Source organism: Brevundimonas bullata, assembly GCF_003350205.1.
In the GTDB taxonomy this organism is placed as follows: Bacteria; Pseudomonadota; Alphaproteobacteria; order Caulobacterales; family Caulobacteraceae; genus Brevundimonas; species Brevundimonas bullata.
This window is the reverse complement of record NZ_QLLC01000024.1, coordinates 1-21,186: the sequence shown is the minus strand read 5'-3', so window position 1 is coordinate 21,186 and position 21,186 is coordinate 1. Positions and strand designations below refer to the sequence as shown.

General features: G+C 67.0%; 25 protein-coding genes. 13 read left to right on the top strand and 12 right to left on the bottom strand.

The features are described 5' to 3' along the window. Positions 1-109 precede the first annotated feature (109 nt). From DXK21_RS11870 to phoB, 6 genes are all read left to right on the top strand, one after another. On the top strand, positions 110-1,531 hold the full coding sequence (locus DXK21_RS11870) for a sensor histidine kinase (RefSeq protein WP_114817989.1): 1,422 nt from the start codon (positions 110-112) through the stop codon (positions 1,529-1,531). A 138-nt stretch (positions 1,532-1,669) separates the two neighbouring features. After that, positions 1,670-3,100: a phosphate ABC transporter permease subunit PstC gene (gene pstC, locus DXK21_RS11865; protein ID WP_114817988.1), complete on the top strand. Its 1,431-nt coding sequence runs from the start codon at positions 1,670-1,672 to the stop codon at positions 3,098-3,100. Next, complete coding sequence (gene pstA / locus DXK21_RS11860) at positions 3,093-4,400, top strand: phosphate ABC transporter permease PstA (RefSeq protein WP_114817987.1); 1,308 nt, start codon at positions 3,093-3,095, stop codon at positions 4,398-4,400. Before pstC ends, pstA begins: the two co-directional genes overlap by 8 nt. A gap of 85 nt (positions 4,401-4,485) precedes the next feature. Next, positions 4,486-5,316 (top strand): phosphate ABC transporter ATP-binding protein PstB, encoded by an 831-nt coding sequence (gene pstB, locus DXK21_RS11855; RefSeq protein ID WP_114818013.1) that lies wholly within the window; start codon positions 4,486-4,488, stop codon positions 5,314-5,316. Positions 5,317-5,326: 10 nt separating this feature from the next. Then, positions 5,327-6,076 (top strand): phosphate signaling complex protein PhoU, encoded by a 750-nt coding sequence (gene phoU, locus DXK21_RS11850; protein WP_114817986.1) that lies wholly within the window; start codon positions 5,327-5,329, stop codon positions 6,074-6,076. 43 nt (positions 6,077-6,119) lie between these two features. Further along, complete coding sequence (phoB, locus tag DXK21_RS11845) at positions 6,120-6,809, top strand: phosphate regulon transcriptional regulator PhoB (protein ID WP_114817985.1); 690 nt, start codon at positions 6,120-6,122, stop codon at positions 6,807-6,809. A gap of 42 nt (positions 6,810-6,851) precedes the next feature. Here the strand turns inward: phoB and DXK21_RS11840 are convergent, their stop codons facing one another. The 5 genes from DXK21_RS11840 to DXK21_RS11820 all read right to left on the bottom strand — a co-directional run bounded on the left by DXK21_RS11840 (position 6,852) and on the right by DXK21_RS11820 (position 9,830). After that, on the bottom strand, positions 6,852-7,658 hold the full coding sequence (locus tag DXK21_RS11840; RefSeq protein ID WP_114817984.1) for an inositol monophosphatase family protein: 807 nt from the start codon (positions 7,656-7,658) through the stop codon (positions 6,852-6,854). A gap of 135 nt (positions 7,659-7,793) precedes the next feature. Further along, a complete protein-coding gene (efp, locus tag DXK21_RS11835; RefSeq protein ID WP_114817983.1) occupies positions 7,794-8,360 on the bottom strand; it encodes an elongation factor P in 567 nt (188 codons plus the stop codon). A gap of 127 nt (positions 8,361-8,487) precedes the next feature. Beyond that, a complete protein-coding gene (locus DXK21_RS11830) occupies positions 8,488-9,033 on the bottom strand; it encodes a TspO protein (protein ID WP_114817982.1) in 546 nt (181 codons plus the stop codon). Positions 9,034-9,087: 54 nt separating this feature from the next. Continuing rightward, positions 9,088-9,333 (bottom strand): helix-turn-helix domain-containing protein, encoded by a 246-nt coding sequence (locus DXK21_RS11825; protein ID WP_114817981.1) that lies wholly within the window; start codon positions 9,331-9,333, stop codon positions 9,088-9,090. Continuing rightward, on the bottom strand, positions 9,333-9,830 hold the full coding sequence (locus DXK21_RS11820; protein ID WP_114817980.1) for a DUF2975 domain-containing protein: 498 nt from the start codon (positions 9,828-9,830) through the stop codon (positions 9,333-9,335). The genes DXK21_RS11825 and DXK21_RS11820 overlap by 1 nt, the downstream gene beginning before the upstream one ends. 92 nt (positions 9,831-9,922) lie before the next feature. On the opposite strand from DXK21_RS11820, the gene DXK21_RS11815 reads away from it, so the two are divergent. Both DXK21_RS11815 and DXK21_RS11810 read left to right on the top strand, forming a co-directional pair. Beyond that, entirely contained in the window at positions 9,923-10,858 is a 936-nt protein-coding gene (locus tag DXK21_RS11815) for an ABC transporter ATP-binding protein (RefSeq protein ID WP_114817979.1), read from the top strand. After that, positions 10,858-11,583: an ABC transporter permease gene (locus DXK21_RS11810; protein WP_114817978.1), complete on the top strand. Its 726-nt coding sequence runs from the start codon at positions 10,858-10,860 to the stop codon at positions 11,581-11,583. Before DXK21_RS11815 ends, DXK21_RS11810 begins: the two co-directional genes overlap by 1 nt. A 64-nt stretch (positions 11,584-11,647) precedes the next feature. On the opposite strand, the gene bfr is transcribed toward DXK21_RS11810, so the two are convergent. Both bfr and DXK21_RS11800 read right to left on the bottom strand, forming a co-directional pair. Then, positions 11,648-12,148, bottom strand: coding sequence for a bacterioferritin (bfr, locus tag DXK21_RS11805; protein WP_114817977.1), 501 nt, complete (start codon positions 12,146-12,148; stop codon positions 11,648-11,650). Positions 12,149-12,315: 167 nt separating this feature from the next. Beyond that, positions 12,316-12,501, bottom strand: coding sequence for a (2Fe-2S)-binding protein (locus tag DXK21_RS11800; protein WP_114817976.1), 186 nt, complete (start codon positions 12,499-12,501; stop codon positions 12,316-12,318). 122 nt (positions 12,502-12,623) lie between these two features. On the opposite strand from DXK21_RS11800, the gene thiE reads away from it, so the two are divergent. The 3 genes from thiE (at position 12,624) to DXK21_RS16800 (ending at position 15,827) form a co-directional block, all read left to right on the top strand. Beyond that, positions 12,624-13,283 carry a thiamine phosphate synthase gene (thiE, locus tag DXK21_RS11795; protein WP_114817975.1) on the top strand — a complete coding sequence of 220 codons (660 nt, stop codon included), beginning with the start codon at positions 12,624-12,626 and terminating at the stop codon, positions 13,281-13,283. Positions 13,284-13,347: 64 nt separating this feature from the next. After that, a complete protein-coding gene (locus tag DXK21_RS11790) occupies positions 13,348-15,024 on the top strand; it encodes a sensor histidine kinase (RefSeq protein ID WP_114817974.1) in 1,677 nt (558 codons plus the stop codon). Between the two features lie 32 nt (positions 15,025-15,056). After that, the gene (locus DXK21_RS16800; protein WP_162790656.1) at positions 15,057-15,827 is read left to right on the top strand and encodes a hypothetical protein; all 771 of its coding nucleotides are present in this window, start codon (positions 15,057-15,059) and stop codon (positions 15,825-15,827) included. 8 nt (positions 15,828-15,835) lie between these two features. Here the strand turns inward: DXK21_RS16800 and DXK21_RS11775 are convergent, their stop codons facing one another. From DXK21_RS11775 to DXK21_RS11760, 4 genes are all read right to left on the bottom strand, one after another. Then, positions 15,836-16,168 (bottom strand): VOC family protein, encoded by a 333-nt coding sequence (locus DXK21_RS11775; RefSeq protein ID WP_114817971.1) that lies wholly within the window; start codon positions 16,166-16,168, stop codon positions 15,836-15,838. Positions 16,169-16,395: 227 nt separating this feature from the next. After that, positions 16,396-16,908, bottom strand: a complete 513-nt coding sequence (gene eco / locus DXK21_RS11770; protein WP_114817970.1) for a serine protease inhibitor ecotin — start codon at positions 16,906-16,908, stop codon at positions 16,396-16,398. Between the two features lie 46 nt (positions 16,909-16,954). Continuing rightward, positions 16,955-18,145, bottom strand: coding sequence for a thiolase family protein (locus DXK21_RS11765; protein WP_114817969.1), 1,191 nt, complete (start codon positions 18,143-18,145; stop codon positions 16,955-16,957). 81 nt (positions 18,146-18,226) lie between these two features. After that, entirely contained in the window at positions 18,227-19,054 is an 828-nt protein-coding gene (locus tag DXK21_RS11760; RefSeq protein ID WP_114817968.1) for an acyl-CoA thioesterase, read from the bottom strand. Positions 19,055-19,234: 180 nt separating this feature from the next. Here DXK21_RS11760 and DXK21_RS11755 point away from each other — a divergent pair, with 180 nt between their 5' ends. Continuing rightward, positions 19,235-19,726 carry a winged helix-turn-helix transcriptional regulator gene (locus DXK21_RS11755; protein WP_114817967.1) on the top strand — a complete coding sequence of 164 codons (492 nt, stop codon included), beginning with the start codon at positions 19,235-19,237 and terminating at the stop codon, positions 19,724-19,726. Positions 19,727-19,779: 53 nt separating this feature from the next. Then, positions 19,780-20,424 (top strand): YoaK family protein, encoded by a 645-nt coding sequence (locus tag DXK21_RS11750; RefSeq protein WP_114818012.1) that lies wholly within the window; start codon positions 19,780-19,782, stop codon positions 20,422-20,424. A gap of 112 nt (positions 20,425-20,536) precedes the next feature. Here the strand turns inward: DXK21_RS11750 and DXK21_RS11745 are convergent, their stop codons facing one another. Next, positions 20,537-21,091 (bottom strand): SMI1/KNR4 family protein, encoded by a 555-nt coding sequence (locus tag DXK21_RS11745; protein ID WP_114817966.1) that lies wholly within the window; start codon positions 21,089-21,091, stop codon positions 20,537-20,539. Positions 21,092-21,186 lie beyond the last annotated feature (95 nt).

The following is a 21,186-nucleotide window of genomic DNA, read 5'->3' as shown; positions in this document are numbered from 1 at the left end:
AATCGGTGAACAAACTACGCTATGCGCGAAATCTTCCGCCTTGCGGTCCCCCTTCGAGACGCGGCCATTTTAGGCTCAGTCGCTGAATAATGAGATAACGTCGATCTCCATGCCGTATGAGCATTCGCCTTCGCCGGTCGCGCCGACCGCCTCGTCCAGGCTCTGGACCGCCGGGGCCAGCGGCGGCGTGGCCATTCTGGTCATGGCGGCGCTCGCGGTGATGAAGCCGGAACTGGCCGGCTGGCTGGCGGCGGGCGCCGTGGCCGTGGCCCTGGCGACCTGGCTGGTGAATCGTCGCCCCCCGGCCCTCGTCAGCATCAGCGAACTGGATCGCAGCGGGCCGGTCGATCTGGCGCCCGACGGCGCCCTGCTGGGGGATGTGTTCGAGGCGCTGGACGATCCGATCCTGATCATCAGCGGGGGCGAGGCGGACGACATCGCCGGTCGCCGCATCGCCCTGGCCAACGCCGCCGCGCGCGACCTGTTTCGACTGAACGGCACGGGGGCGGGGCTGCTGGTCTCGGTGATCCGCGATCCCAAGGTGCTGGAAGCGGTGGACGAGGCCCTGTTCGGGAATTTCAGCAGTACGGTCGACTATGTCGGCGGCGGCGCCCAGGAACGGCATTGGCGGGCTTTCGTGCGACCGCTGCCCGAGCGTGACGCTCATCTGTGGGGCGCCGGGGCCTTGGCTCTGCTGGCGCTGCGCGACGAGACCGACACCCGACGCATGGAGATGATGCGCGTCGACTTCCTGGCCAACGCCAGCCACGAGCTGCGCACGCCCCTGGCCTCGCTGTCAGGTTTCATCGAGACGCTGAAGGGGCACGCCAAGGACGACCCCAAGGCGCGCGACAAGTTCCTCGACATCATGGCGATCCAGGCCGACCGCATGGGGCGGCTGGTCGCCGACCTGCTGTCGCTGAGCCGGATCGAGCTGAACGAGCACATCGCGCCGCTGGGCCGGGTCGACCTGGCGCGCGCAGCCTCGGACGTGGTGGACGCTGTCAGCGTGATCTCGCGCGAGCGCGGCGTGACCATCAAGGCGGACCTGGGGCAGGGCGGCGCCACGGTCTCGGGCGACCGCGACGAGATTGTTCAGGTCATCCAGAACCTGATCGACAACGCCCTGAAATATTCCAGTCACGGCGGCGTCGTAGAGCTGTCGATCGATCGCGACCGCACCCTGGACGAGGCCATGGTCGCGCGGATGCCGGAGGGCACGCGTCTGTCGCTGGCGACGCCCGACCGCGAAGCGGGCCAGAAGTACGCCGTGATCACCGTGCGCGACCATGGCCCCGGCATGGCGCGCGAGCACCTGCCGCGCCTGACCGAGCGATTCTATCGCGTCGAGGGCCAGAAGAGCGGCGAGCGCCAGGGCACGGGCTTGGGTCTGGCCATCGTGCGCCACATCATCATCCGCCACCGGGGCGGCCTGAGCGTGGACAGCGCCCTGGGCCAGGGCGCGATTTTCGCCGCCTGTTTCCCCCTGGCGCCCGTGCGGGATGCGGTCGAGGGCGCCCCCGCGACATGAAGCCCTGCGACACGAAGGATGGGCGTCGTAACAGAAGTGTCACGCGCCCGTCTTAATCCGCTCGCCAATCACAGGCAGTTTCCCGACCGAAACGCGCCGGACCCGGCACGTTAATGATTCACGCGCGCACGGACCCGGATGATCTGGATTTTCCTGTTATTGCTGATCGCCTTCTCGGGGCTCGCCTATCTGGGCGGACGTCGGCTGGCGACGCGCCGCAGCGCGGGCGTCAGGGCGCACTCGCGTCCGGGCCAGCATGGCCTCTACGCCCTGATCTGGGTCGGCATGCCGGCTCTGGTCGTGCTGATCGCCGCCTCGATCTTCTCCACCCCGCTGGAGCGCCAGATGCTGGCCGCCGGCGCGCCGGACAGCGTCACCCAGCTGGAGCCCTTCCGCCGCGAGGCCTTCTTCTCGGACGCGCGCCGCATCGGCGACGGCCTTGAGGCCCAGCAGATCTGGCCCGCCCCCTATGCCGAGGAACTGCCGGCTGAGGGCCGTCGCGCCCACCGTATCTCTTCGGCTCTGAGCTGGGGCGGCGGCGTCGCGGCCCTGATCGCGGCCATCCTGGGCGGGATCTTTGTCTTCGTGCGCATCCGTCCCGACCTGCGCGCCCGCAATCGGGTCGAAAGCTGGATCAGCATCGCCCTGTTCGCCTGTTCGGTCGTTGCCGTGCTGACGACCCTGGGCATCATCTTCTCCTTGGTCTGGGACAGCCTTCGCTTCTTCAACTCGGTGCCGATCACCGAATTCCTGTTCGGGACCAAGTGGAGCCCGCAGATGGCGATCCGCGCCGACCAGATCGGGTCGTCGGGCGCCTTCGGCGCCGTGCCTCTGTTCGCCGGCACCTTCCTGATCATGATGATCGCTATGATGGTGGCGGGACCGATTGGTCTGTTCTCGGCCATCTATCTGTCGGAATACGCCGGACGTCGCACCCGCGCAGTGGTCAAGCCTCTGCTTGAGGTTCTGGCGGGCGTGCCGACCGTGGTCTACGGCTTCTTCGCCGCCCTGACGGTAGGACCGGCCTTCCGCGTCTTCTTCAACACCATCGGCGGCTGGCTGGTCGGCGGACCGCTGGACGGGATCGGCCAATACCTGCTGCTGGTGCAGAACCAGATGGCCCTGGTGGCCGGGGCCGTCATGGGGATCATGCTGATCCCCTTCGTCAGCTCCCTGTCCGACGACATCATGAACGCGGTGCCTCAGTCCCTGCGCGACGGCTCCTACGCCATGGGCGCGACCAAGTCCGAGACGGTCAAGCGGGTGCTTCTGCCCGCCGCCCTGCCGGGCATCGCCGGGGCCTTCCTGCTGGCCATCTCGCGCGCCATCGGCGAGACCATGATCGTGACCATGGCCGCCGGTTTGGCCGCCAAGCTGACGCTGAACCCGCTGGACACCGTCACGACCGTCACGGTGCAGATCGTCACCCTGCTGACCGGGGACCAGGAGTTCAACAGCCCCAAGACGCTCGCCGCCTTCGGTCTGGGCCTGACCCTGTTCGTCGTCACCCTGCTGCTCAACATCGTCGCAATGCGCATCGTGCAAGCCTATCGGGAACAATATGACTGACGCGCCCGTCGACATTGGCGTGAAGACGAACGCCGTCAGCTCCCGGACCGAGCGTCTGCAAGCCCGCTTGCGCGGCCGTTATGCCCGCGAGGTCCGCTTCAAATGGTATGGCCGCGCGGCCATCGGCTTCGCCCTGGTCTTCCTGGTGATCCTGCTGGGCAGCATCATCATGCAGGGCCGCACCGCCTTCTACAGCCACAGCGTGACCCTGCCGGTCTATATGGACGCGTCGCGCATTGACCGCGCCTATCCTCAGGGCGCGAACTTCGAACAGATCGTGGCGGAACAGCAGCTGCGTCGCCTCGGCATTCAGGACGACGCCCAGGGCTCCAAGACCGCAGCCATGAAGGCCCTGTTCTCGTCGGAGCTGAAGTTCCAGGCGGCGGGCATGATCGCGCGCCAGCCTAGCCTGCTGGGTCAGACGGTCCCGGTCACGGCGCCCCTGGCCGACAACGCCGACCTCTATTTGAAGGGAAAGATTTCCCAGGCCACGCCAGAGGACCAGCGTCGCATCAGCAATGAGCAGATGGCCTGGCTGGATAGGATGAAGGCGTCCGGTTCGGTTCGCGCCCACTTCAACAGCGCCCTGTTCACCAAGGGCGACTCGACCCAGCCCGAGCTGGCGGGCCTGCTGGGCGCCGTGGTCGGTTCGGCCCTGATGTTGCTGGTCACGGCCCTGATCGCCATTCCGGTCGGCGTCGGCGCCGCCGTGTGGCTGGAAGAATACTCGCCGCGCAACCGCCTGACCGCGATCATCGAGGTCAACATCAACAACCTCGCCGCCGTGCCGTCGATTGTTTACGGCCTGCTGGGTCTGGCCCTGTTCATCAACTTCCTGCACCTGCCGCGCGCCAGTCCGCTGGTCGGCGGTCTGGTGTTGGCGCTGATGGCCCTGCCCACGGTGATCATCGCCACGCGCTCGTCGCTGAAGGCCGTGCCGCCGTCGATCCGCGAAGCCGCCTTGGCCATGGGCGCCAGCCGCACCCAGACCGTGTTCGGCCACGTCCTGCCCCTGGCTATGCCGGGCGTCATGACAGGTTCGATCATCGCCATGGCCCACGCCCTGGGCGAGACCGCGCCCCTGCTGCTGATCGGCATGATCAGCTTCGTCCCCGGCGTGCCCCACGCCATCGACGAGCCGGTCGGCGCCCTGCCTTCGCTGATCTACATCTGGGAGAACGCCTCGGAGCGCGCGTTCCACGAGCGGACCGCCGCCGCCATCCTTGTGCTCCTAGCCTTCATGATCGTCATGAACGCCGCCGCGATCCTGCTGCGTCGGCGGTTCGAACGCCGGTGGTAGTCTGATGAAGTTCAACATTTTCCGCGCTCCCGACGGCCAATCCGGCGGTTCGAACGAGCCTGCTGCTGCTTCTGAGACCCCCGCCATGACCGCCTCCGCCGAACCTGCATCCCTGACCCGCGCGCCGACCCTTGGCGCTCATGCTTCGGCGCCCCTGGGTCCGATCAAGATCGCCGCGCGCGGCGTCTCGGTCTTCTATGGGGACAAGCAGGCCCTGTTCGACGTCTCGCTGGACATCCCGGACAAGACCGTCACGGCTTTGATCGGCCCGTCGGGTTGCGGCAAGTCGACCTTCCTGCGGACCATGAACCGCATGAACGACACCATTCCGGGCTGCCGCGTCACCGGCGAGATCGAGATGGACGGCGGCGACATCAACGACCGCAAGATCGACCCCGTGCTGCTGCGCGCCCAGGTCGGCATGGTGTTCCAGAAGCCCAATCCCTTCCCCAAGACGATCTACGAGAACGTCGCCTATGGGCCGAAGATTCACGGCCTGGCCACGTCCAAGGGCGAGCTGGACGACATCGTCCAGAAGGCGCTGAAACGCGCGGGTCTGTGGGAGGAGGTCGCAGACCGCCTGCACTCGCCGGGCACCGGCCTGTCGGGCGGCCAGCAGCAGCGTCTGGTCATCGCCCGCGCCATCGCGGTCGAACCCGAAGTCATCCTGATGGACGAGCCCTGCTCGGCGCTGGACCCGATCGCCACGGCCAAGATCGAGGAGCTGATCGACGAACTGCGCGAGCGCTACTGCATCGTCATCGTCACCCACTCGATGGCCCAGGCGGCTCGCGTGTCCCAACGCACGGCCTTCTTCCACATGGGCAAGCTGGTCGAGACCGGCGACACCGAAGAGATCTTCACCAATCCCCGCGAGCGCCGCACGCTCGACTATATCACCGGCCGCTTCGGCTAAGGGCGCGAGCATGAACCAGCACACGGTCAAGGCTTACGGCGACGAACTGAACCAGCTGACGGCTGAGGTCGTCCGCATGGGCGGTCTGGCCGAGGCCCAGGTGGCGGACGCCATCGAATCCGTCGCCCGTCGCGACGTGGCCTTGGCGAAGGCGGTGGTCGAGCGCGACATTCGTTTGGACGCCCTGCATCGCGACATCGAGAAGAAGTCGATCCGCCTGATCGCCCTGCGTCAGCCGGTGGCGTCGGACCTGCGCCGCACCCTGGGGGCCATGAAGCTGGCCTCCGATCTGGAGCGCACCGGCGACCTGGCCAAGAACATCGCCAAGCGGGCGCTGATCCTGGCGGAAGGCGAGCCCATGCAGCCCCTGACCCGCTCGATCGAGCGGATGGGGCGGCTGGTTTCGACCCGGCTGCGCGACGTGCTGGACGCCTATACGGCGTCGGAGATCGAGCGCGCCCTGTCGGTGTGGAGCACCGACGACGAAGTGGACGAGCACTACAACGCCCTGTTCCGCGAACTGCTGACCTACATGATGGGCGACCCGCGCACGATCACGGCCTGCACCCATCTGCTGTTCATGGCCAAGAACCTGGAGCGGATCGGCGACCACGCCACGAACATCGCTGAGACCGTCCACTATGAGATCACCGGCGAGGAAATGCTGGGCGAGCGGCCCAAGGCCGTGCCCGGTCCCGGCGAGGAGCAGACGTCCACGCCGCATATCTCGACCCTGCCGTCCGATCTGACGGACGACTGACTTCCCTTCCTGCTGACGACTTCGACTGCCCGGAGAGCCTGACGTGCAACCCTATATTCTGGTGATGGAAGACGAGGACGCCCTGGCCACCCTGCTCCAGTACAATCTGGAGAAGGAAGGCTATGACGTCACCGTGGCGGCGGACGGGGAGGAGGGCCTGTTGCAGGTCGACGAGCGCCTGCCGGATCTGGTGCTGCTGGACTGGATGCTGCCCAAGCTGTCAGGGATCGAGGTCTGCCGTCGTCTGCGCGGCCGGGCCGAGACCCGCAACCTGCCGATCATCATGCTGACCGCGCGCGGCGAAGAGTCGGACCGCGTGCGCGGCCTCGACACCGGCGCCGACGACTATATGACCAAGCCCTTCTCGATGACGGAGCTGACAGCGCGCATTCGCGCCGTGCTGCGCCGCATTCGCCCGGGCTTGGCCGACGACCGCATCAACCACGCCGACATCGTCATCGACCGCGTCGCTCACCGCGTCCGTCGGGCGGGCAAGGAGGTCCATCTGGGGCCGACCGAGTTCCGCCTGCTGGATCACCTGATGAAGCACCCGGGGCGGGTGTTCAGCCGCGAGCAGCTGCTGGACGCCGTCTGGGGCTCGGATGTCTATGTCGAGGCCCGTACGGTGGACGTTCACGTCGGCCGCCTGCGCAAGGCCCTGAACGTCGAGGGGACGGTCAACCCGATCCGCACGGTGCGCTCGGCGGGCTATTCGCTGGATCTGAACAGCTAAAAAGAAATCGCCCTCCCCCAAAAGGGAAGGGCGCTTCTTGGATCACGCCGCTTGCAGGATCTTGCGCAGCTGCGGGTGCAGTTCCGGGTTAGAAGCGACGATCTGCTTGCCGTTCTTGGGGTCGCCGTCGATGTCGATGGTCGTGACCGTGCCGCCGGCTTCGGTGACGAACAGGATGCCCGCCGCGACGTCCCAGGGCTGCAGATTACGCTCGAAATAGGCGTCGTAGCGGCCAGCGGCCACCCAGGCAAAGTCCAGCGAGGCGGCGCCCAGGCGACGAATGCCGGCGACGCGCTGGCCCACCGCGTGGATGTCCTTGATGGCCTGCGAGTGTCCAGCCTTGCCGATGAAGGGCAGGCCGGTCGAGATCAGGCTCTCGGACAGGTCGCGGCGACCCGAGACGCGGATGCGCTGGTCGTTCAGATAGCAGCCCTTGCCCTTTTCGGCCCAGAACAGCTCGTTCATCACCGGGTTATAGGTGACGCCGGCGACGATCTCTGACGAGCCGTCGGGGTGCTTGCGCTCCAGGCCCACCGTGATGGCGAAGTGGGGCATGGCGTGCATGAAGTTGGTGGTGCCGTCGATCGGGTCGACGATCCAGGTGTGCGACTTGTCGGTGCCTTCGACCAGACCGCGTTCCTCGCCGAGGAAGCCGTAGCCGGGGCGCGCCTTCATCAGCAGTTCAAAAAGGGTGTCTTCGGCCTTCAGGTCGGCGGCCGTGACGAAATCGCCGGGCCCTTTGCGCGAAACCTGAAGCTGGGCGACTTCGCCGAAATCGCGAAGCATGGGGCGTGCGGTCTTGCGCACGGCAGCGATGATGACCTGAACGAGAGCAGAAGCGAGGGCCATGGGGTTCTCCTGGTCCGGCTGTCCTTGAAGGCCCTGTCGGCCCGGAGAGACGGAGAAGCAAAAGGGGCGCGGACCATCCGCGCCCCTGTAGATACGTCTTAAGCGCCCGACCTTGGCCGGAAAAGACGGTCTTTGTTAGTCCGCGCGGCGGACGTATTCGCCCGTCGTGGTGTCGACGACGATGCGCTCGCCCACGCCCATGTAGGGCGGGATCATGATGCGGACGCCGTTGTTGGCCTTGGCCGGCTTGTAGGACGACGAGGCCGTCTGGCCCTTCACGGTGGGCTCGGTCTCGGCGACTTCCAGCGTGACCTGCTCCGGCAGCTCCAGGCCGATCGGGCGGTCTTCATGCATCTCGATGACGACCTTCATGCCCTCTTGCAGATAGGGGATGCGTTCGTCGCCGACCCAGTCCTTTTGCAGTTCGATCTGCTCGTAGGTGGCGTCGTCCATAAAGACCAGGCTGTCGCCGTTGTCGAACAGGTAGGAGAAGTCCTTCTGTTCCAGGGTGACGCGCTCGACCTTGTCTTCCGAACGGAAGCGTTCGTTCAGCTTGTTGCCGGTTTCGAGGTTCTTGGCCTCGACGTTGGCGAAGGCGCCGCCCTTGCCGGGCTTGACGTGGCTGGCCTTGGTGACGACCCAGAGGCCGCCGTTGTGTTGCAGGACCATGCCGGGCTTGATGGTGTTGCCGTTGATTTTCATAAAAACCGCTGGGGTCTGAGGGCTGGGGGCGGCCCGGCCGCTCGTGGGCGGGCGCGCGAAATCGCGGCGAGCCGTAGAGGAACAGCGGAAAAAGGGCAATGGGGGCGCTGATCGCCGGTCTGCGGATCTAGCGGGTCATACGGTCCAGTCCGGCCTCGGCCCGGTTGGCCAGGCGAACGCCCATGCCCATCGGCGAGGCCAGCTTGCCCGCGCCGGGGTCCAGCTTGCGGGCCTCGTGGGCGAAGGCCGCCGCCAGGCCGGCTGAGGAGGTGGCGGCCAAAATCTGTGTGGTCAGCCGGGTTGGTCGAACGGCCAGCCAGATCGCGCTGACGGCCTGTGCCGCAACCCAAAGCGCCATGGCGGTGCGGCGCTCGGGGCGGGCCGGGGCGTTCCAGACACGAACGGCGGACAGGGTGGTGGCCGAGAACATGGCGGGCAGGATCAGGCTGATCGGGCCGCGTGGGCGCTCGGTGATCGGAGCGTCGCCGCCCAGCGGCTGCAGGGCGTGGCGCGGTTGCGGGCGGATCAGCTTCGAGGCCGCCGTGGTCGCCGCCAGGGCGAAACCCGCCGTCAGGGCCAGGCCCAGGGCGACGTGGGTCCAGTCCCGCCCCTCGGCGTTGAGGAAGTCGGCGGCCTGATCGCGGGCGGTGTCGAGAGCGTCTTCGATGGGCATGGCGGTTCCTGAACAGTTCAGGACATCAAATGACGCGCCGCCGGGGCGGTTCCGTCAGTCCGCCTCGGCCGTGTCGGGCGGAGCCAGGTCCGCCGGGTCGAGATCATAGTCCAGCAGGTCGCCCGGTCGGCAGCCCAGGGCCGCGCACAGCCGGGCCAGGGTGCGAAAGCGGATGCCCTTGACCTTGCCTGAACGGAACAGGGAGAGCTGTGTTTCGCTGAGCCCGACCTGGGCGGCCAGGTCGCGGGCCTTGATCCCTTTGGCGACGATCAGGGCGTCGAGGGTGACGCGAACCGCCATCAGATCATCTCGTCCAGCTCGGCCTGGACGGCGCCTGCCTGATCGACCACCCGGCCCAGCAGGAACAGGGCGCCGCCGATCATGCCCAGGGTCATGCCCGCCACGTCGAAATGCAGGTAGCCCCCCTTGGCGTGGCCGATCAGCCGCAACAGGTTGGTGACGACGAAGACGCTGATCACCCCGCCGACGCCGAGCGCCAGACCGACGCGGCGCAGGGTCGAGGCCAGGGTGGGCTGGATCAGTCGCCCCCGCGCCAACTGCCCCATGCCGCTACCGATCGACCAGACCCCGAACAGGTAGCAGAGGGCGGGCGCGATCCAGATCAGCGAGGCGGCGACATCGCGCCCGCCCGTCAGGGTCGGCGTGCGCCCCCACTGGACGATCGGGGCGATGAGGTGGGCGAGGGTCAGCAGCAGGCCTACGCTGGCCACCATGAAGACGGCCAGCCAGCGGTACTGGCCGCACAGGCGACGAAAGCGGTCGGGATCGTGGGGCATCTGGCGGTTCCGAATCTGACTGATCTTTAATCTTGACTTAAAGATCGCCGCTTCGCAACTTTATCTAAGAGTTAAACGAATGGAGGGCGGTCATGGTCAGAATGATCGAGACGGAAAGGCTGACGCGGCGCTTCGGCGCGCGGACGGCGGTGGAGGCGGTGTCGATGACCGTGCCGGATCAGGCGGTCTATGGGTTTCTGGGCCGCAACGGCGCGGGCAAGACGACGACGCTGAAGATGTTGCTGGGCCTGATCCGACCGACGGCGGGGACGGCCCGGGTCGGCGGCGTGGACGTGGGGCGCGACCGCATCGGCGCAGCGCGCAAGGTCGGCGCCCTGCTGGAGGCGCACGGCTTCTACGGCAACCTGACCGGGCGCGAGAACCTGGACCTGAGCCGCCGGCTTCTGGGCCTGCCGCCGAGCGAGATCGACCGGGTGCTGGCCGTCGTCGAGATGCGTGCGGACGCCGGGCGCCGCGTCGCGGGCTATTCGCTGGGGATGCGGCAACGGCTGGGGCTGGCGCGGGCCATGTTGGGGGCACCGCCGGTGCTGGTGCTGGATGAGCCGACCAATGGTCTGGACCCGGACGGCATCGCCGAGATGCGCGGCTTTCTGCGGGGGCTGCCGGGGCGGACCGGCGCGACCGTCCTCCTATCCAGCCACCTGCTGGGCGAGATCGAGCAGATCGCCACACACGTCGGGGTGATCCATCAGGGACGGCTGGTGCTGGAGGGCGAACTGGCCGCCCTGAAGGCGGCGGAGGCGTCGGAGATCACCCTCCGGGTCGACGACCCCCAGCGCGCGGCGGCGGTGCTGCGGCGATGGGATCTGACCCTGGTTGAAGGCGCTGACGGCATGATCGCGCGCCTGTGGCCCGGTCAGGATCACGACCAGGTCGCCGCTGGACTGAATCGGGCGCTGGTGGAGCAGGGGGTCAGGGTTTTCGCCTTCGGCGCCCGCGAACGCTCGCTGGAGGGGCTCTACCGCCAGGTGACCGAAAACACCCAATCCCTGCCGGAGGCCGCGTGATGTTGTCTGTCCTGTCTGTCGAGGTTCGCAAGCTGAACCGCTCGCTGGCCCTGTTGCTGGCCCTGGCGGCGCCGGGGCTGATCGCCCTGTTCGTCTTCTTCAATCTGCTGCGCCAGAAAGCGCCGCAACCGTGGGACATGTGGATGGTCAACGCCAACGCCATGTGGGCCATCTTCATGTTGCCGATGACGGTGACGGCGATGACGGCGCTGGTTGCGCACATGGAGCATGGACCCCGAGCCTGGGACCAGCTGCGGGCCTTGCCGCGGGCGCGCTCGAGCCTTTACGGGGCCAAGGCGCTTTGTGTGCTGGGCCTCGTGGGCCTCATGTCGGTGCTGGTCATGGGAATGACCTGGGGGGCGGTGACGGCGGGGGTGCAGATCAAGCCCGAACTGGCGCCGACCGGCGTGTTTGCGGCCGGGAAGTACGCCGGGCAACTGGCGGCTATGTTCGCGGCCGGGCTGTTGATGATTGCGATCCAGTTCTGGACGGCGATGCGCTTCGCCAGCTTCGTGCCCGCGCTGGCGCTGGGAATCGGCGGGACCTTCTTCGCCGTGGTGGCCGCGTCGGCCAAGCAGGGCGTCTTCATGCCGTGGCAGATGCCGGTCAATATGTTGGCGACCGAATCCTGGCGTGTGCAAACGGCGCTGGGCCTGGGCGGCGGCCTGGGCCTGCTGGTGCTGATCCTGGCCGTGGCGCACCTGGCGCGGCGCGAGGTGCTCTAGGCCGAGAAAAAGGGGGCGATCGAACCTCGACCGCCCCCTTCCTTGATGATGGCGCTGAAAGCGATCAGTTGCCGGTGGCGGCGCCGTCGGTCTTGATCTCGCTCATGGCCGACTGAAGATAGTTCTGGGCGCCCAGAAGCTCGATCAGCTTGTGCTGGTTTTCCAGGAAGTCGATGTGCTCCTCGGTATCGGCCAGGATCTTCATCAGCAGGTCGCGGCTGACGTAGTCGCGAGCTTCCTCGCACTGGGTGACGGCGGCGCTGGTGGTGGCGCGGCTGTCGATCTCCAGTTGCAGGTCGGCGCCCAGGCATTCGATCGGCTCTTCACCGACCTTGAGCTTGTGCAGATCCTGCAGGTTGGGCAGGCCGTCCAGGAAAAGGATGCGCTTGATCAGCATGTCGGCGTGTTTCATCTCGCCGATCGATTCCTGATAGATGACGTTGCCGAGGTGGCTGAGGCCCCAGCTTTCGAACATGCGGGCGTGCAGGAAGTACTGGTTGACCGCCGTCAGCTCATTGGTCAGCACCGCGTTGAGGGTGCGGATGATCGCCGGATCGCCCTTCATGGTCGTCGCCTTTCGTCATGGGCGGCGAAGGGAGGCCGGAGCGGCGCTCCAGACTCAAACGCTGCCGGATGCGAAGGCTTTTACCACGGCAAAGGCCGCGTGGTTCATTTGCGAGTATTTATCACTGCATTGATAGTGCGAGTGAATTTCGCTGTCAGATGCGTCGACTACTCAGCGGCGAGCGCGAAGGCCTGCTGGGTGTCCTGGATCATCTGACGCATTTCGCAGACGCATTTCGCGCACTGGGCAGTGCATTGATTGGATGCGAAAATCTCACGCGGGCGTGTGGCGCCCGCCTCGATGGCTTGGGCGACGTCACGCTGGCGAAGGCCGTTACAGTTGCAGACGTACAAGGCGGCAAGCCCCGAGGCAGTTACTGAGAATGGCTCGCTATAGCATTTCTTAAGGCGAGTGCAAATCGTTCGCATAGGGCTGCGACATTGACGCGCGGCGCGAGGACGGGCAGGGCGGGGACATGGCCCGTCAACCTGCTCTCACGCCCCGCCCGCCCTGCCAGCTGTATCTGATCACGCCGCCGGCCATCGCCGATCTGGAGGCCTTCGCCGGTCTGCTGGAGCAGGCGCTGGAGGCCGGCGAGGTCGCGGCCTTGCAGATCCGGCTGAAAGACGCCTCGGATGATCAGATCAGGGCTGCGGTGGCGCGACTGGCGCCGATCGCGCAAGCCCGTGACGTGGCGGTGATCCTGAACGACCGGCCGGATCTGGCGAAAGCCACCGGCTGCGACGGCGTGCATGTGGGCCAGGACGACACGCCGGTGGCCGAGGCGCGGCGCATCATGGGGCCGGACGCCATGATCGGCGCCACCTGCCATGACAGTCGTCATCTGGGCATGGAAGCTGCTGAGGCAGGCGCAGACTACGTCGCCTTCGGCGCCTTCTTCCCGACCGAGACCAAGGAAACCACGCATCGGCCCGAACTGGCTGAACTGACCATCTGGCAGGAAACGATGGAGACGCCCTGCGTGGCTATCGGCGGCATCACGGTCGACAACGCCGCTGAAGTGGCCGCTGCGGGCGCCGATTTCGTCGCCGTCAGCGCGGGCGTCTGGAACCATCCGCAAGGGCCGGCGGCGGCGGTTCGGGCGTTCAACGCTGTTCTCGAAAGCGCCTTCTGACTTCAGAGGATGTTTAGGAAGCTCGGGCAGCATGGGGCGTTAGTCGCGTACACCGGACCCGATCATGACGATGAGCCGAGCGCTCGACAGGGCTGAACCCGTTCTCGACGCCGCTTCTGCGGAAGGCGGCGTCGTCGTAACTGCGCCTAACGCCGCCTTTTTCCGACAGCCTCTCGCGCCGATCCTGACGGCGGTCGGCGTGACCATTCTGGTCGTGCTGGCGATCAGCTTCGCGCGGACCAACGGCCTGGTCGCCGCCCTGTGGGGCGCGGGCGGCCTGGGAGCGGCGGTCTGGCTGCGGGGCGGGCGGGGCCTGACCTATGATCTCGCCTTCGGGACCTTGGTGACGACCGGCGTCCTGGCAGGCGAGTTCCTGGTCGGCAACGGGCCGGCCCTGTCGGCCATGTTCACCGTGATGAACCTGCTGGAGATTGGTCTGGCGGTCGTCCTGGCACGACGCTTCGTGCCCGGACTGAGCGTCAACTCCGTCGAGGGCCTGATGCGGTTCCTGGGCGTTTGCGCGATCGCCGCCCTGCCGAGCGCGGTGCTGAGCGCCCTGGCGCTGAACCTCATGGTCGGCTCAGACTTTCTTGACGGCGCGCGGGTCTGGTGGTGCGGTCACGCCCTGGGCTTCGCCGTCGTGGGCGCCTTTGGCTTGGCCGTGCAGCGTCGCCATCTGTCGATCGTGCGCGAACCGGCGCGTCTGGCCGAGGGGATCGCCCTGCTGGGGCTGATCGGGGGCGCCTGCTACGCCATCTTCTCCCAACTGAGCCTGCCCTACGGCTTCTTGCTGATGCCGCTGCTGCTGATGATAGCGGTGCGGTTCAGAGTCGTCGGCATCGCCTCAGCCCTGGTTCTGGTGACGGTCATGGCCGTCGGCGGGACGATGGCGGGCAACGGCCCCTATCATTCATTTGCTCCCGAAAATCGGGCCTTGCTGGCGCAGCTTCTGGTCTTGCTGGGCTATATGCCGATCCTGATGGTCGCGGCCCTGCTGGAAGAGCGCGACCGCCTGGCGGAGCGCGCCCGCGCAGGGCGCGAGCGCGCCGAACGCGCCTCGGCGGCCAAGTCACGCCTGCTGGCCAACGTGGCCCATGAGATCAAGAGTCCCGTCAGCGGCATCATCGGCATCGGCGAGCTGTGGGCCGGCGGCCAACTGGGCGCGACCTCGCCCGATCAGGTCGAGATGGCGCAGATGCTGGTCAAGACGGCGCGTCAGGTGGAGACCCTCGCTCATGATCTGCTGGACGTGGCGCGCGCGGAGTCCGGCGCGGTCAAGGTCGAGTTGCGGCCGACCGATGTGGCGGGTCTTCTGGAAGACGTGCGCCGCGCTCTGATTCTGAAGCCGGAGGTCAGGGGGTTGTCGATTGACGTTCTGATCGAGGGAGACGCCTTGGTCGCCCAGGCGGATTCCCAACGTCTGGCGCAGGTCATCGGCAACCTGGCCAGCAATGCGGTCAAGTACGGCGCAGCGGGCGGGCGGGTGAAACTGCGCGCGGCCTGGGCCGACGACCGCGTGCGGATCGAAGTGATCGACTACGGGCCGGGGTTGTCCCCGGAGAAACAGGCCCAGTTGTTCGAGCCGTTCAACAGGCTGGGGCTGGAGCGTTCAGCCATTGAAGGGCACGGCATCGGCCTGGCCCTGGCCAAGCGCCTGACGGAACTTCAGGGCGGCGAGATCGGCGTCATATCGGCGCCGGGCGAGGGGGCGACCTTCTGGGTCGAACTGGCGGCGGCTTGACCGTCGCGCAAGACGGGAGGCAAGGTCACGGCATGAAAACCGTGCTTCTCGCCTCCGTCCTTTTGAGCGCCGCTCCCGTGGCGGCCCAGGCCCAATCTCAGGCCCAATCCCAGAGCGCCGAGGAACTCACCCGGTTGCTGAACGGCGCCCCCCCGGCTGCGTCGCGTCCGGCGACAGCGCCCGCTCCCGCTGCGGCGCCCCCGCCTGTTCAGGCGGCTCCGGCTGCCCCGGCCAGAGTCACTCCAGCGCCGACGCCACGCGCTGCGCCCGCCTCGACGACCACTGCGCCCGTCCGCGCCCCGGCTGCCGCCACGCCGGTCGCACCGGCTCGGACGCCCGCGCCGACGCCGTCAGCAGCTCCGACGGCCGTCCCGGCCTCCGTGCCCGCTTCGGCCCCCGCTCCGGCCCCCGCACCCGCTCCGGCGGCTTCGCCTGCGGCGGTCGTGCTCAGCCAGGCGGCGGTCGCCGCCCTGCCGTTCCGCATCGACCTGCCGACCGGGTTCCAGATGGTCGAGGGACGGGGAGCGCCGGACGCCAAGGTCTGGTCCGTGCGCAAGGCGGGCAAGACCCTGGCCATGATCTACGCCGGGCCGTCGTCGCAGTTTCCCATTTATGACGGCGAGCAGGTGACAGCGGCGGGCCGCGTCTCGGTCATCGTGCCGGAGGGGACGCGCCGGATCGCCATGGAACATCTGTTCCAGCGGCCCGAGGCTCCGCAGGAAATCCACGTCTGGCTGATGAGCCTCGACGGCGCCGACCGCGACGCCGCCGAGCGGATCGCCCAATCGGTCGATCCCAAATAGGCCCCGGCCTACTCTGACCAGACGGCCAGGTCGTTGCCGGACGGGTCGCGGAAGTGGAAGCGCCGTCCACCGGGGAAGGCGAAGATCGGGTGGGTGATTTCGCCACCTGCCGCCTGCACCTTCGCCAGCATGGCTTCAAGGTCCTGGGCGTAGAGGATGGGCAGGGGCTTTGGCGTCATCGCCTCGGTGGTGAAGCCGCCGTCCAGCCCTTCGCCAAACGCCGCATAATCAGGGCCGTAATCCTGGAACACCCAGCCAAAGGCTGAGGCATAGAAGGCCTTGTGCGCCGCCATGTCGGTGGCGGGCAGTTCGAGGTAGTCCAGCTTGCCGTCTTCGCGCATGGCGACTCTCCAGAAAATGGAGGCGGACGCTTGCACGACGGACGATCCTGCGCAAATCTGCAAATGGTTCGCAAATGCAGGAGTCGGCCCATGATCGTCCTGAGCGCCGGATGCGCCTCGCTGGCTTCGCTCATGCGCGACGCGGAGCGATGCGCGGGGCGGGAAACGAAACGGGCGCCGGTCGAAAACGACCGACGCCCGCGTCTGGTGTCCATCAATGACGGCGATCAGCGCGCCGTTTGGGTCTCGCCCGCACGCCACACGCGATAGCGCACCTCGACGTCCGACGGGGCGTAGACCACCACCGGCAGACGCGAGTTGTAGCGGATCAGCGGCTGTTCCTGCGTGGTGACGAAGGCCTGGCGCTCAGAGCCGGGAGGGCAGCCCATCATCGTGCTGGCGGCGTTCCCCAGGGCCGGCAGGACATAATAGTCATAGCCCCAACCCTCGGCTGTGCGAGTCTCCAGTCGACCGCCGAAGAACTGGCGGTTGCAGTCCACCGTCTGGGTCTTGCCCAAGATCAACTCGACCTTCAGCGCGCTTTCGTCGGCCTGGGCCGGCAGGGTGATGACGTGGCGCGTCTGACCCGCGCTGGCGGCGGGGAAGGCCTTAAGGGCGTCGCTGGTCTGGGCGCTGGGCGTGCTGTCGGCCATAGGGCTTCCCGCCTGAGCGGTGGCGCAGGCCGCCAGGGTCAGGGCGGCGACGCCGGCGAAGAGGGAGGGGAGGATTTTCAAAGGCATAGTCTCCACGGCCAAGATTAGCGTGACCGTGGAGAACGCCACAGCTTCAGGGCAGTTCCACGGCCATGGCCACGGCTTCGCCGCCGCCGATGCACAGCGAGGCCACGCCCTTCTTGCCGCCGCGCGCCTGAAGCGCCGCCAGCAGGGTGGACAGGATGCGCGCGCCCGACGCCCCGATGGGGTGGCCCAGCGCCGTGGCGCCGCCGTTGACGTTCAGCTTGGCGCGGTCGATGCCCAGTTCCTGTTGCGCGATCATGGCGACGACGGCGAAGGCTTCGTTGATCTCCCACAGGTCCACGTCCTCGACCGACCAGCCGGCCTTCTTCAGCGCCTTCTGCATGGCCGGGACGGGGGCGGTGGTGAACAGGCCCGGCTCATGGGCGTGGGCGGCGTGGGCGACGACGCGGGCGACGATGGGCAGGCCCAGGGCCTTGGCCGTGCTTTCGCGGGTCATGACCAGGGCTGCGGCTCCATCTGAGATCGAGGAGGCGTTGGCGGCGGTGATGCCGCCGTCCTTGGTGAAGGCGGGGCGCAGGGTGGGGATCTTGGCCGGGTCGGCCTTGCCGGGCTGCTCGTCTTCGCTGACCGTGACGGGGCCCTTGCGGGTGGCGACCTCGACCGGGACGATTTCGGCCTTGAAGGCGCCCGAGGCGATGGCGGCCTTGGCGCGGGTCAGGCTTTCGATGGCGTATTCGTCCATCTGTTCACGGGTGAACTGGTACTGGGCGGCGGTGTCCTCGGCGAAGACGCCCATGGCCTTGCCGGGGGAATAGGCGTCTTCCAGACCGTCCATCATCATGCTGTCGACGATGATGTCGTGGCCGATGCGGGCGCCGCCGCGGTGCTTGTTCATCAGGTAGGGGGCGCCGGTCATCGACTCCATGCCGCCGGCGACGATGACCTCGGCGGTGCCGGCCAGAAGGGCGTCATGCGCCATCATGGCGGCCTGGAGGCCAGAGCCGCACATCTTGTTCACGGTCGTCGCCTCGACGTGCTTGCCCAGGCCTGCGCCGATGGCGGCCTGACGCGCCGGGGCCTGGCCCAGACCGGCGGGCAGGACGCAGCCCATGTAGATCTGCTCGACCTTTTCAGGGGCGAGGCCGGCGCGCTCGACGGCGGCCTTGACCGCGGCGGCGCCCAGGTCGGTGGCCTTGACCGTGGACAGGGCGCCCTGGAAGCCGCCCATGGGCGTGCGGGCGAAGGAGACGATGACGACGGGATCGGATGCGGCGGTCATGAGGGCGTTTCCAGTATGGATCGTTTCGGGGGGATTAGGGGAGGCGAGGGGCCGCTGGCAAGCATAGCCAGCGAAGAGGGGTCAGAGCAGTTTGCGGCGCTGCCGGGCCAGGGCCAAGGGGCGACCGTCCACGCCCCAGGCGACAGCCTCGTCCATCGACCAGCCGAGGCCGTGATCCAGCAGCCGGTATTCGAAAAAGGCCCAGCCGTCGGGCGCGGTCTCGGGCGTCGGATCGTTGATGAAGTCGTAGCGCAGATCGACGCTGGTCATCATCGGCGGCGCCTTGAAGGCGGTCCAGGCAGGCGGATAGAGGGCGTCCAGCAGGTAGGCCAGCCGCAGCTCGTCCAGGGGCGCGCCGTCGCGGGTGCGCATCCAGACTCGCTCGATGACGGGCTTGCCTTCATTGCCGCCCAGGATATTGGGGCCGCCGTCGAAGCGATAATCGACATGCTGCGAGAAGCGCGGGGCCATGGGGCCGCTGAGGCCCGGCGCGTCGCTGTCCAGCACGGGCGGCGGGGCGAGCAGCGGGCTGAGAGTTTCGACACTGTCGCCGTCTGCGCCATAGGTGGCGCTGGCGTGGTGGGTCAGGCGCGCGCCTTGCCCGCCCTCGACCACGGCATAGGCGACGTTGCGGCCGCCGCGCAGCAGACGCGGGCGAAAATGGATCGGCTGGCCGTATTTGGCGGCGGCCAGATACTGGACGGTCAGGCTGCGTAAGGGCGCCTTGAGGTCCAGGCCCTGACGCATGGCCCCGGCGCACAGGGCCGCCAGCAGACCGCCGAAGGGAAAGCCCGCCTCGGGCGGGGCGACGATGGGACCGTTGGAAAATTCGCCCGACAGGTGGGCGGCGAGACCTTGCTCGTCGGGCGTCAGAGTCAGGGCGTCGTGCAGCAGGTCGGCTTCGGTCATCGGTCCACGCAACAGCAGGCGAAAGAGGCGCGGGCGGAAACTGAAGCGTCGCCGCCCGCAAGTCGAGGGATGCAGGAACCACGGGGGAGCCGCTAGTTCGTTGCCTAAAGAAACTGACAAACTGCGTCGCGATTGGCAACCCACTTGTCAAAAGCCTGACGCGGGGTCACTTTCCGCTGCATGGGACGCACCGCCGACTATAGCCGCCAGAGCTGCTCGATCGCCGCCACGCTGGAGGTGATCGGCGATCCGTGGACCCTGCTGGTCATCCGCGACGCCTTCAACGGCGTGCGCCGGTTCGAACAGTGGCAGGAGCGGCTGGGCGTGGCCCGCAACGTCCTGGCCGCGCGGCTGAAGTCGCTGGTGCAGCACGGAGTGCTGGAGCCGCAGCTCTATTCCGAACGTCCGCCGCGCAACGAATACGTCCTGACGCCCAAGGGCAAGGACCTGTACGGGGTCCTGGTGACGCTGCACGCCTGGGGCGAGAAACACGTCTATGGCGAGGCCGACAGCGGCGTCGCCATGATCCACAAGACCTGCGGCCACGACCTGAAACCCCGCATCGCCTGCGGCCACTGCAACGAGATCGTCAAACCCCGCGACATCGAAGTCACCTGGGCCGAGAACCGGCCCACCGTCGGCGACATGATGCCCAAGGAAGACGCGGCTTAAGGCGGGCGGCCTGCTCGTCACCGGGCCGGTTGGCTCGGGTTTCATGAGAGATGATGGTCCAGCTCGACCTAAGAACCAAGATGCTCGCCGCCTGCTTTTCGGCGGTGGCAGGCTTTGTTGATGTTGTCGGCTTCCTGATGACCGGCGGATTTTTCGTCTCGTTCATGAGCGGGAATTCGACAAGACTGGGCGTCGGCATCGCCGAAGGAAGTTCGACTGTCGGCGTCGCCGGCGGCCTGATCCTCACCTTCATGGCGGGCGTGGTCTTGGGCGCTAGCGTCGGTCGCCTCGCAAAGGCGCACAAGGAACCGGCTATTCTGGCCCTTGTGACCGGCCTTCTGGCGCTGGCCCTTGTGATGCATGGGCTCGGCCTGGGCGTGTGGGCCGTCCTTCCGCTGGCTCTGGCCATGGGAGCGCAGAACACGGTCTTCGCGGAAAACGGCGAAGTCAGAGTGGGCCTGACCTACATGACCGGCACATTGGTCAAGTTCGGCAAGCGGCTGACAGCCTCGCTGTGGGGCGGCCCGCCTTTGGGGTGGCTTCCCTATCTTCTGCTGTGGGCGGGGCTGTTGACCGGCGCAATCCTGGGCGCGCTGACCTTCGCCCGTTTTGGCCCCAGCGCCTTGGCGGCGGCTGTCGTGGCGATGCTGCTGCTGACCATGGCCTCCATTGCGGCCGACAGAGGCAGGCTCCGATAAGCTTGGGTCCGCAACCGACCGATTTCAGTTCTGGCTTTGGCGCCGAGCCGAGATTGGCTTTCAGGCCGGCTAGCGGGATGCTGTTAACGGCAGCAAAGGGTGGTTTGCGGTCCTACTCCGTACTCTCTGGTAGGCGGCAATAGGCCTCCAGCAATGCAGCAAAGGACGGAGCGACCTGCTCGACCGTGTCGAAATCATGATCCCAAATGTAGACGGCGTCACTGCGATCTCTCATGCGAAACGAGAGTAGGTTGCCCGAGCTATCGGTCGCGAAAGGGGCCAGATCATCAGGATAACCGAGCGGCCTCCAATCTCTGGTAGCCTCGACAGCCTCGTCTGGTGTCAGGAAGTCGCCCAGGTGCGGAAGATCCGATCTCTCGTCTATTGCGTCCCATAGTTCGGTGGTCGGTCTCGGCAGGCCGATGGCTAGGACCGCGCTGCGATAGGAGTCAGGATAGGTGTAGGACAAAGCCTTCTCCGCCTGTTCCAGGGCGACCGGGCGCACCTCAACTGGTGGATAGTCCTCGTGAGACCAGCGTTGACTAAAAGCGCCAAGCCAAGCCGCTGGATCATTTTTCATAGCCACCTCACAGCTTGCTGCGTCCACGGGAGACAGCGCAGTCATGCCCACAATTAGGACGGCCGCAAGCGATGAGGGAAGGCGCATGCCTTGATCCTAGCCGCGCAAGCAATGTCTGCAATGGGTAGAGGCTGTGTGAAAACGCCTCCAGCTCGAGCGAATTAGGTTAGCCTTCTGAGGTC

Excerpts from the sequence above, each read along its gene's own strand:
- DXK21_RS11815 (WP_114817979.1), top strand. The coding sequence starts at position 9,923 with ATGGTCAGAATGATCGAGACGGAAAGGCTGACGCGGCGCTTCGGCGCG.
- DXK21_RS11810 (WP_114817978.1), top strand. The coding sequence starts at position 10,858 with ATGTTGTCTGTCCTGTCTGTCGAGGTTCGCAAGCTGAACCGCTCGCTG.
- DXK21_RS11750 (WP_114818012.1), top strand. The coding sequence starts at position 19,780 with ATGGTCCAGCTCGACCTAAGAACCAAGATGCTCGCCGCCTGCTTTTCG.
- DXK21_RS11820 (WP_114817980.1), bottom strand. The coding sequence starts at position 9,830 with ATGCCCCACGATCCCGACCGCTTTCGTCGCCTGTGCGGCCAGTACCGC.
- DXK21_RS11825 (WP_114817981.1), bottom strand. The coding sequence starts at position 9,333 with ATGGCGGTTCGCGTCACCCTCGACGCCCTGATCGTCGCCAAAGGGATC.
- eco (WP_114817970.1), bottom strand. The coding sequence starts at position 16,908 with ATGCCTTTGAAAATCCTCCCCTCCCTCTTCGCCGGCGTCGCCGCCCTG.
- DXK21_RS16800 (WP_162790656.1), top strand. The coding sequence starts at position 15,057 with ATGAAAACCGTGCTTCTCGCCTCCGTCCTTTTGAGCGCCGCTCCCGTG.
- DXK21_RS11775 (WP_114817971.1), bottom strand. The coding sequence starts at position 16,168 with ATGCGCGAAGACGGCAAGCTGGACTACCTCGAACTGCCCGCCACCGAC.
- pstA (WP_114817987.1), top strand. The coding sequence starts at position 3,093 with ATGACTGACGCGCCCGTCGACATTGGCGTGAAGACGAACGCCGTCAGC.
- pstC (WP_114817988.1), top strand. The coding sequence starts at position 1,670 with ATGATCTGGATTTTCCTGTTATTGCTGATCGCCTTCTCGGGGCTCGCC.
- thiE (WP_114817975.1), top strand. The coding sequence starts at position 12,624 with ATGGCCCGTCAACCTGCTCTCACGCCCCGCCCGCCCTGCCAGCTGTAT.
- DXK21_RS11840 (WP_114817984.1), bottom strand. The coding sequence starts at position 7,658 with ATGGCCCTCGCTTCTGCTCTCGTTCAGGTCATCATCGCTGCCGTGCGC.
- DXK21_RS11755 (WP_114817967.1), top strand. The coding sequence starts at position 19,235 with ATGGGACGCACCGCCGACTATAGCCGCCAGAGCTGCTCGATCGCCGCC.
- DXK21_RS11790 (WP_114817974.1), top strand. The coding sequence starts at position 13,348 with ATGACGATGAGCCGAGCGCTCGACAGGGCTGAACCCGTTCTCGACGCC.
- DXK21_RS11870 (WP_114817989.1), top strand. The coding sequence starts at position 110 with ATGCCGTATGAGCATTCGCCTTCGCCGGTCGCGCCGACCGCCTCGTCC.
- DXK21_RS11765 (WP_114817969.1), bottom strand. The coding sequence starts at position 18,145 with ATGACCGCCGCATCCGATCCCGTCGTCATCGTCTCCTTCGCCCGCACG.
- DXK21_RS11760 (WP_114817968.1), bottom strand. The coding sequence starts at position 19,054 with ATGACCGAAGCCGACCTGCTGCACGACGCCCTGACTCTGACGCCCGAC.
- DXK21_RS11830 (WP_114817982.1), bottom strand. The coding sequence starts at position 9,033 with ATGCCCATCGAAGACGCTCTCGACACCGCCCGCGATCAGGCCGCCGAC.
- bfr (WP_114817977.1), bottom strand. The coding sequence starts at position 12,148 with ATGAAGGGCGATCCGGCGATCATCCGCACCCTCAACGCGGTGCTGACC.
- DXK21_RS11745 (WP_114817966.1), bottom strand. The coding sequence starts at position 21,091 with ATGCGCCTTCCCTCATCGCTTGCGGCCGTCCTAATTGTGGGCATGACT.
- pstB (WP_114818013.1), top strand. The coding sequence starts at position 4,486 with ATGACCGCCTCCGCCGAACCTGCATCCCTGACCCGCGCGCCGACCCTT.
- phoU (WP_114817986.1), top strand. The coding sequence starts at position 5,327 with ATGAACCAGCACACGGTCAAGGCTTACGGCGACGAACTGAACCAGCTG.
- efp (WP_114817983.1), bottom strand. The coding sequence starts at position 8,360 with ATGAAAATCAACGGCAACACCATCAAGCCCGGCATGGTCCTGCAACAC.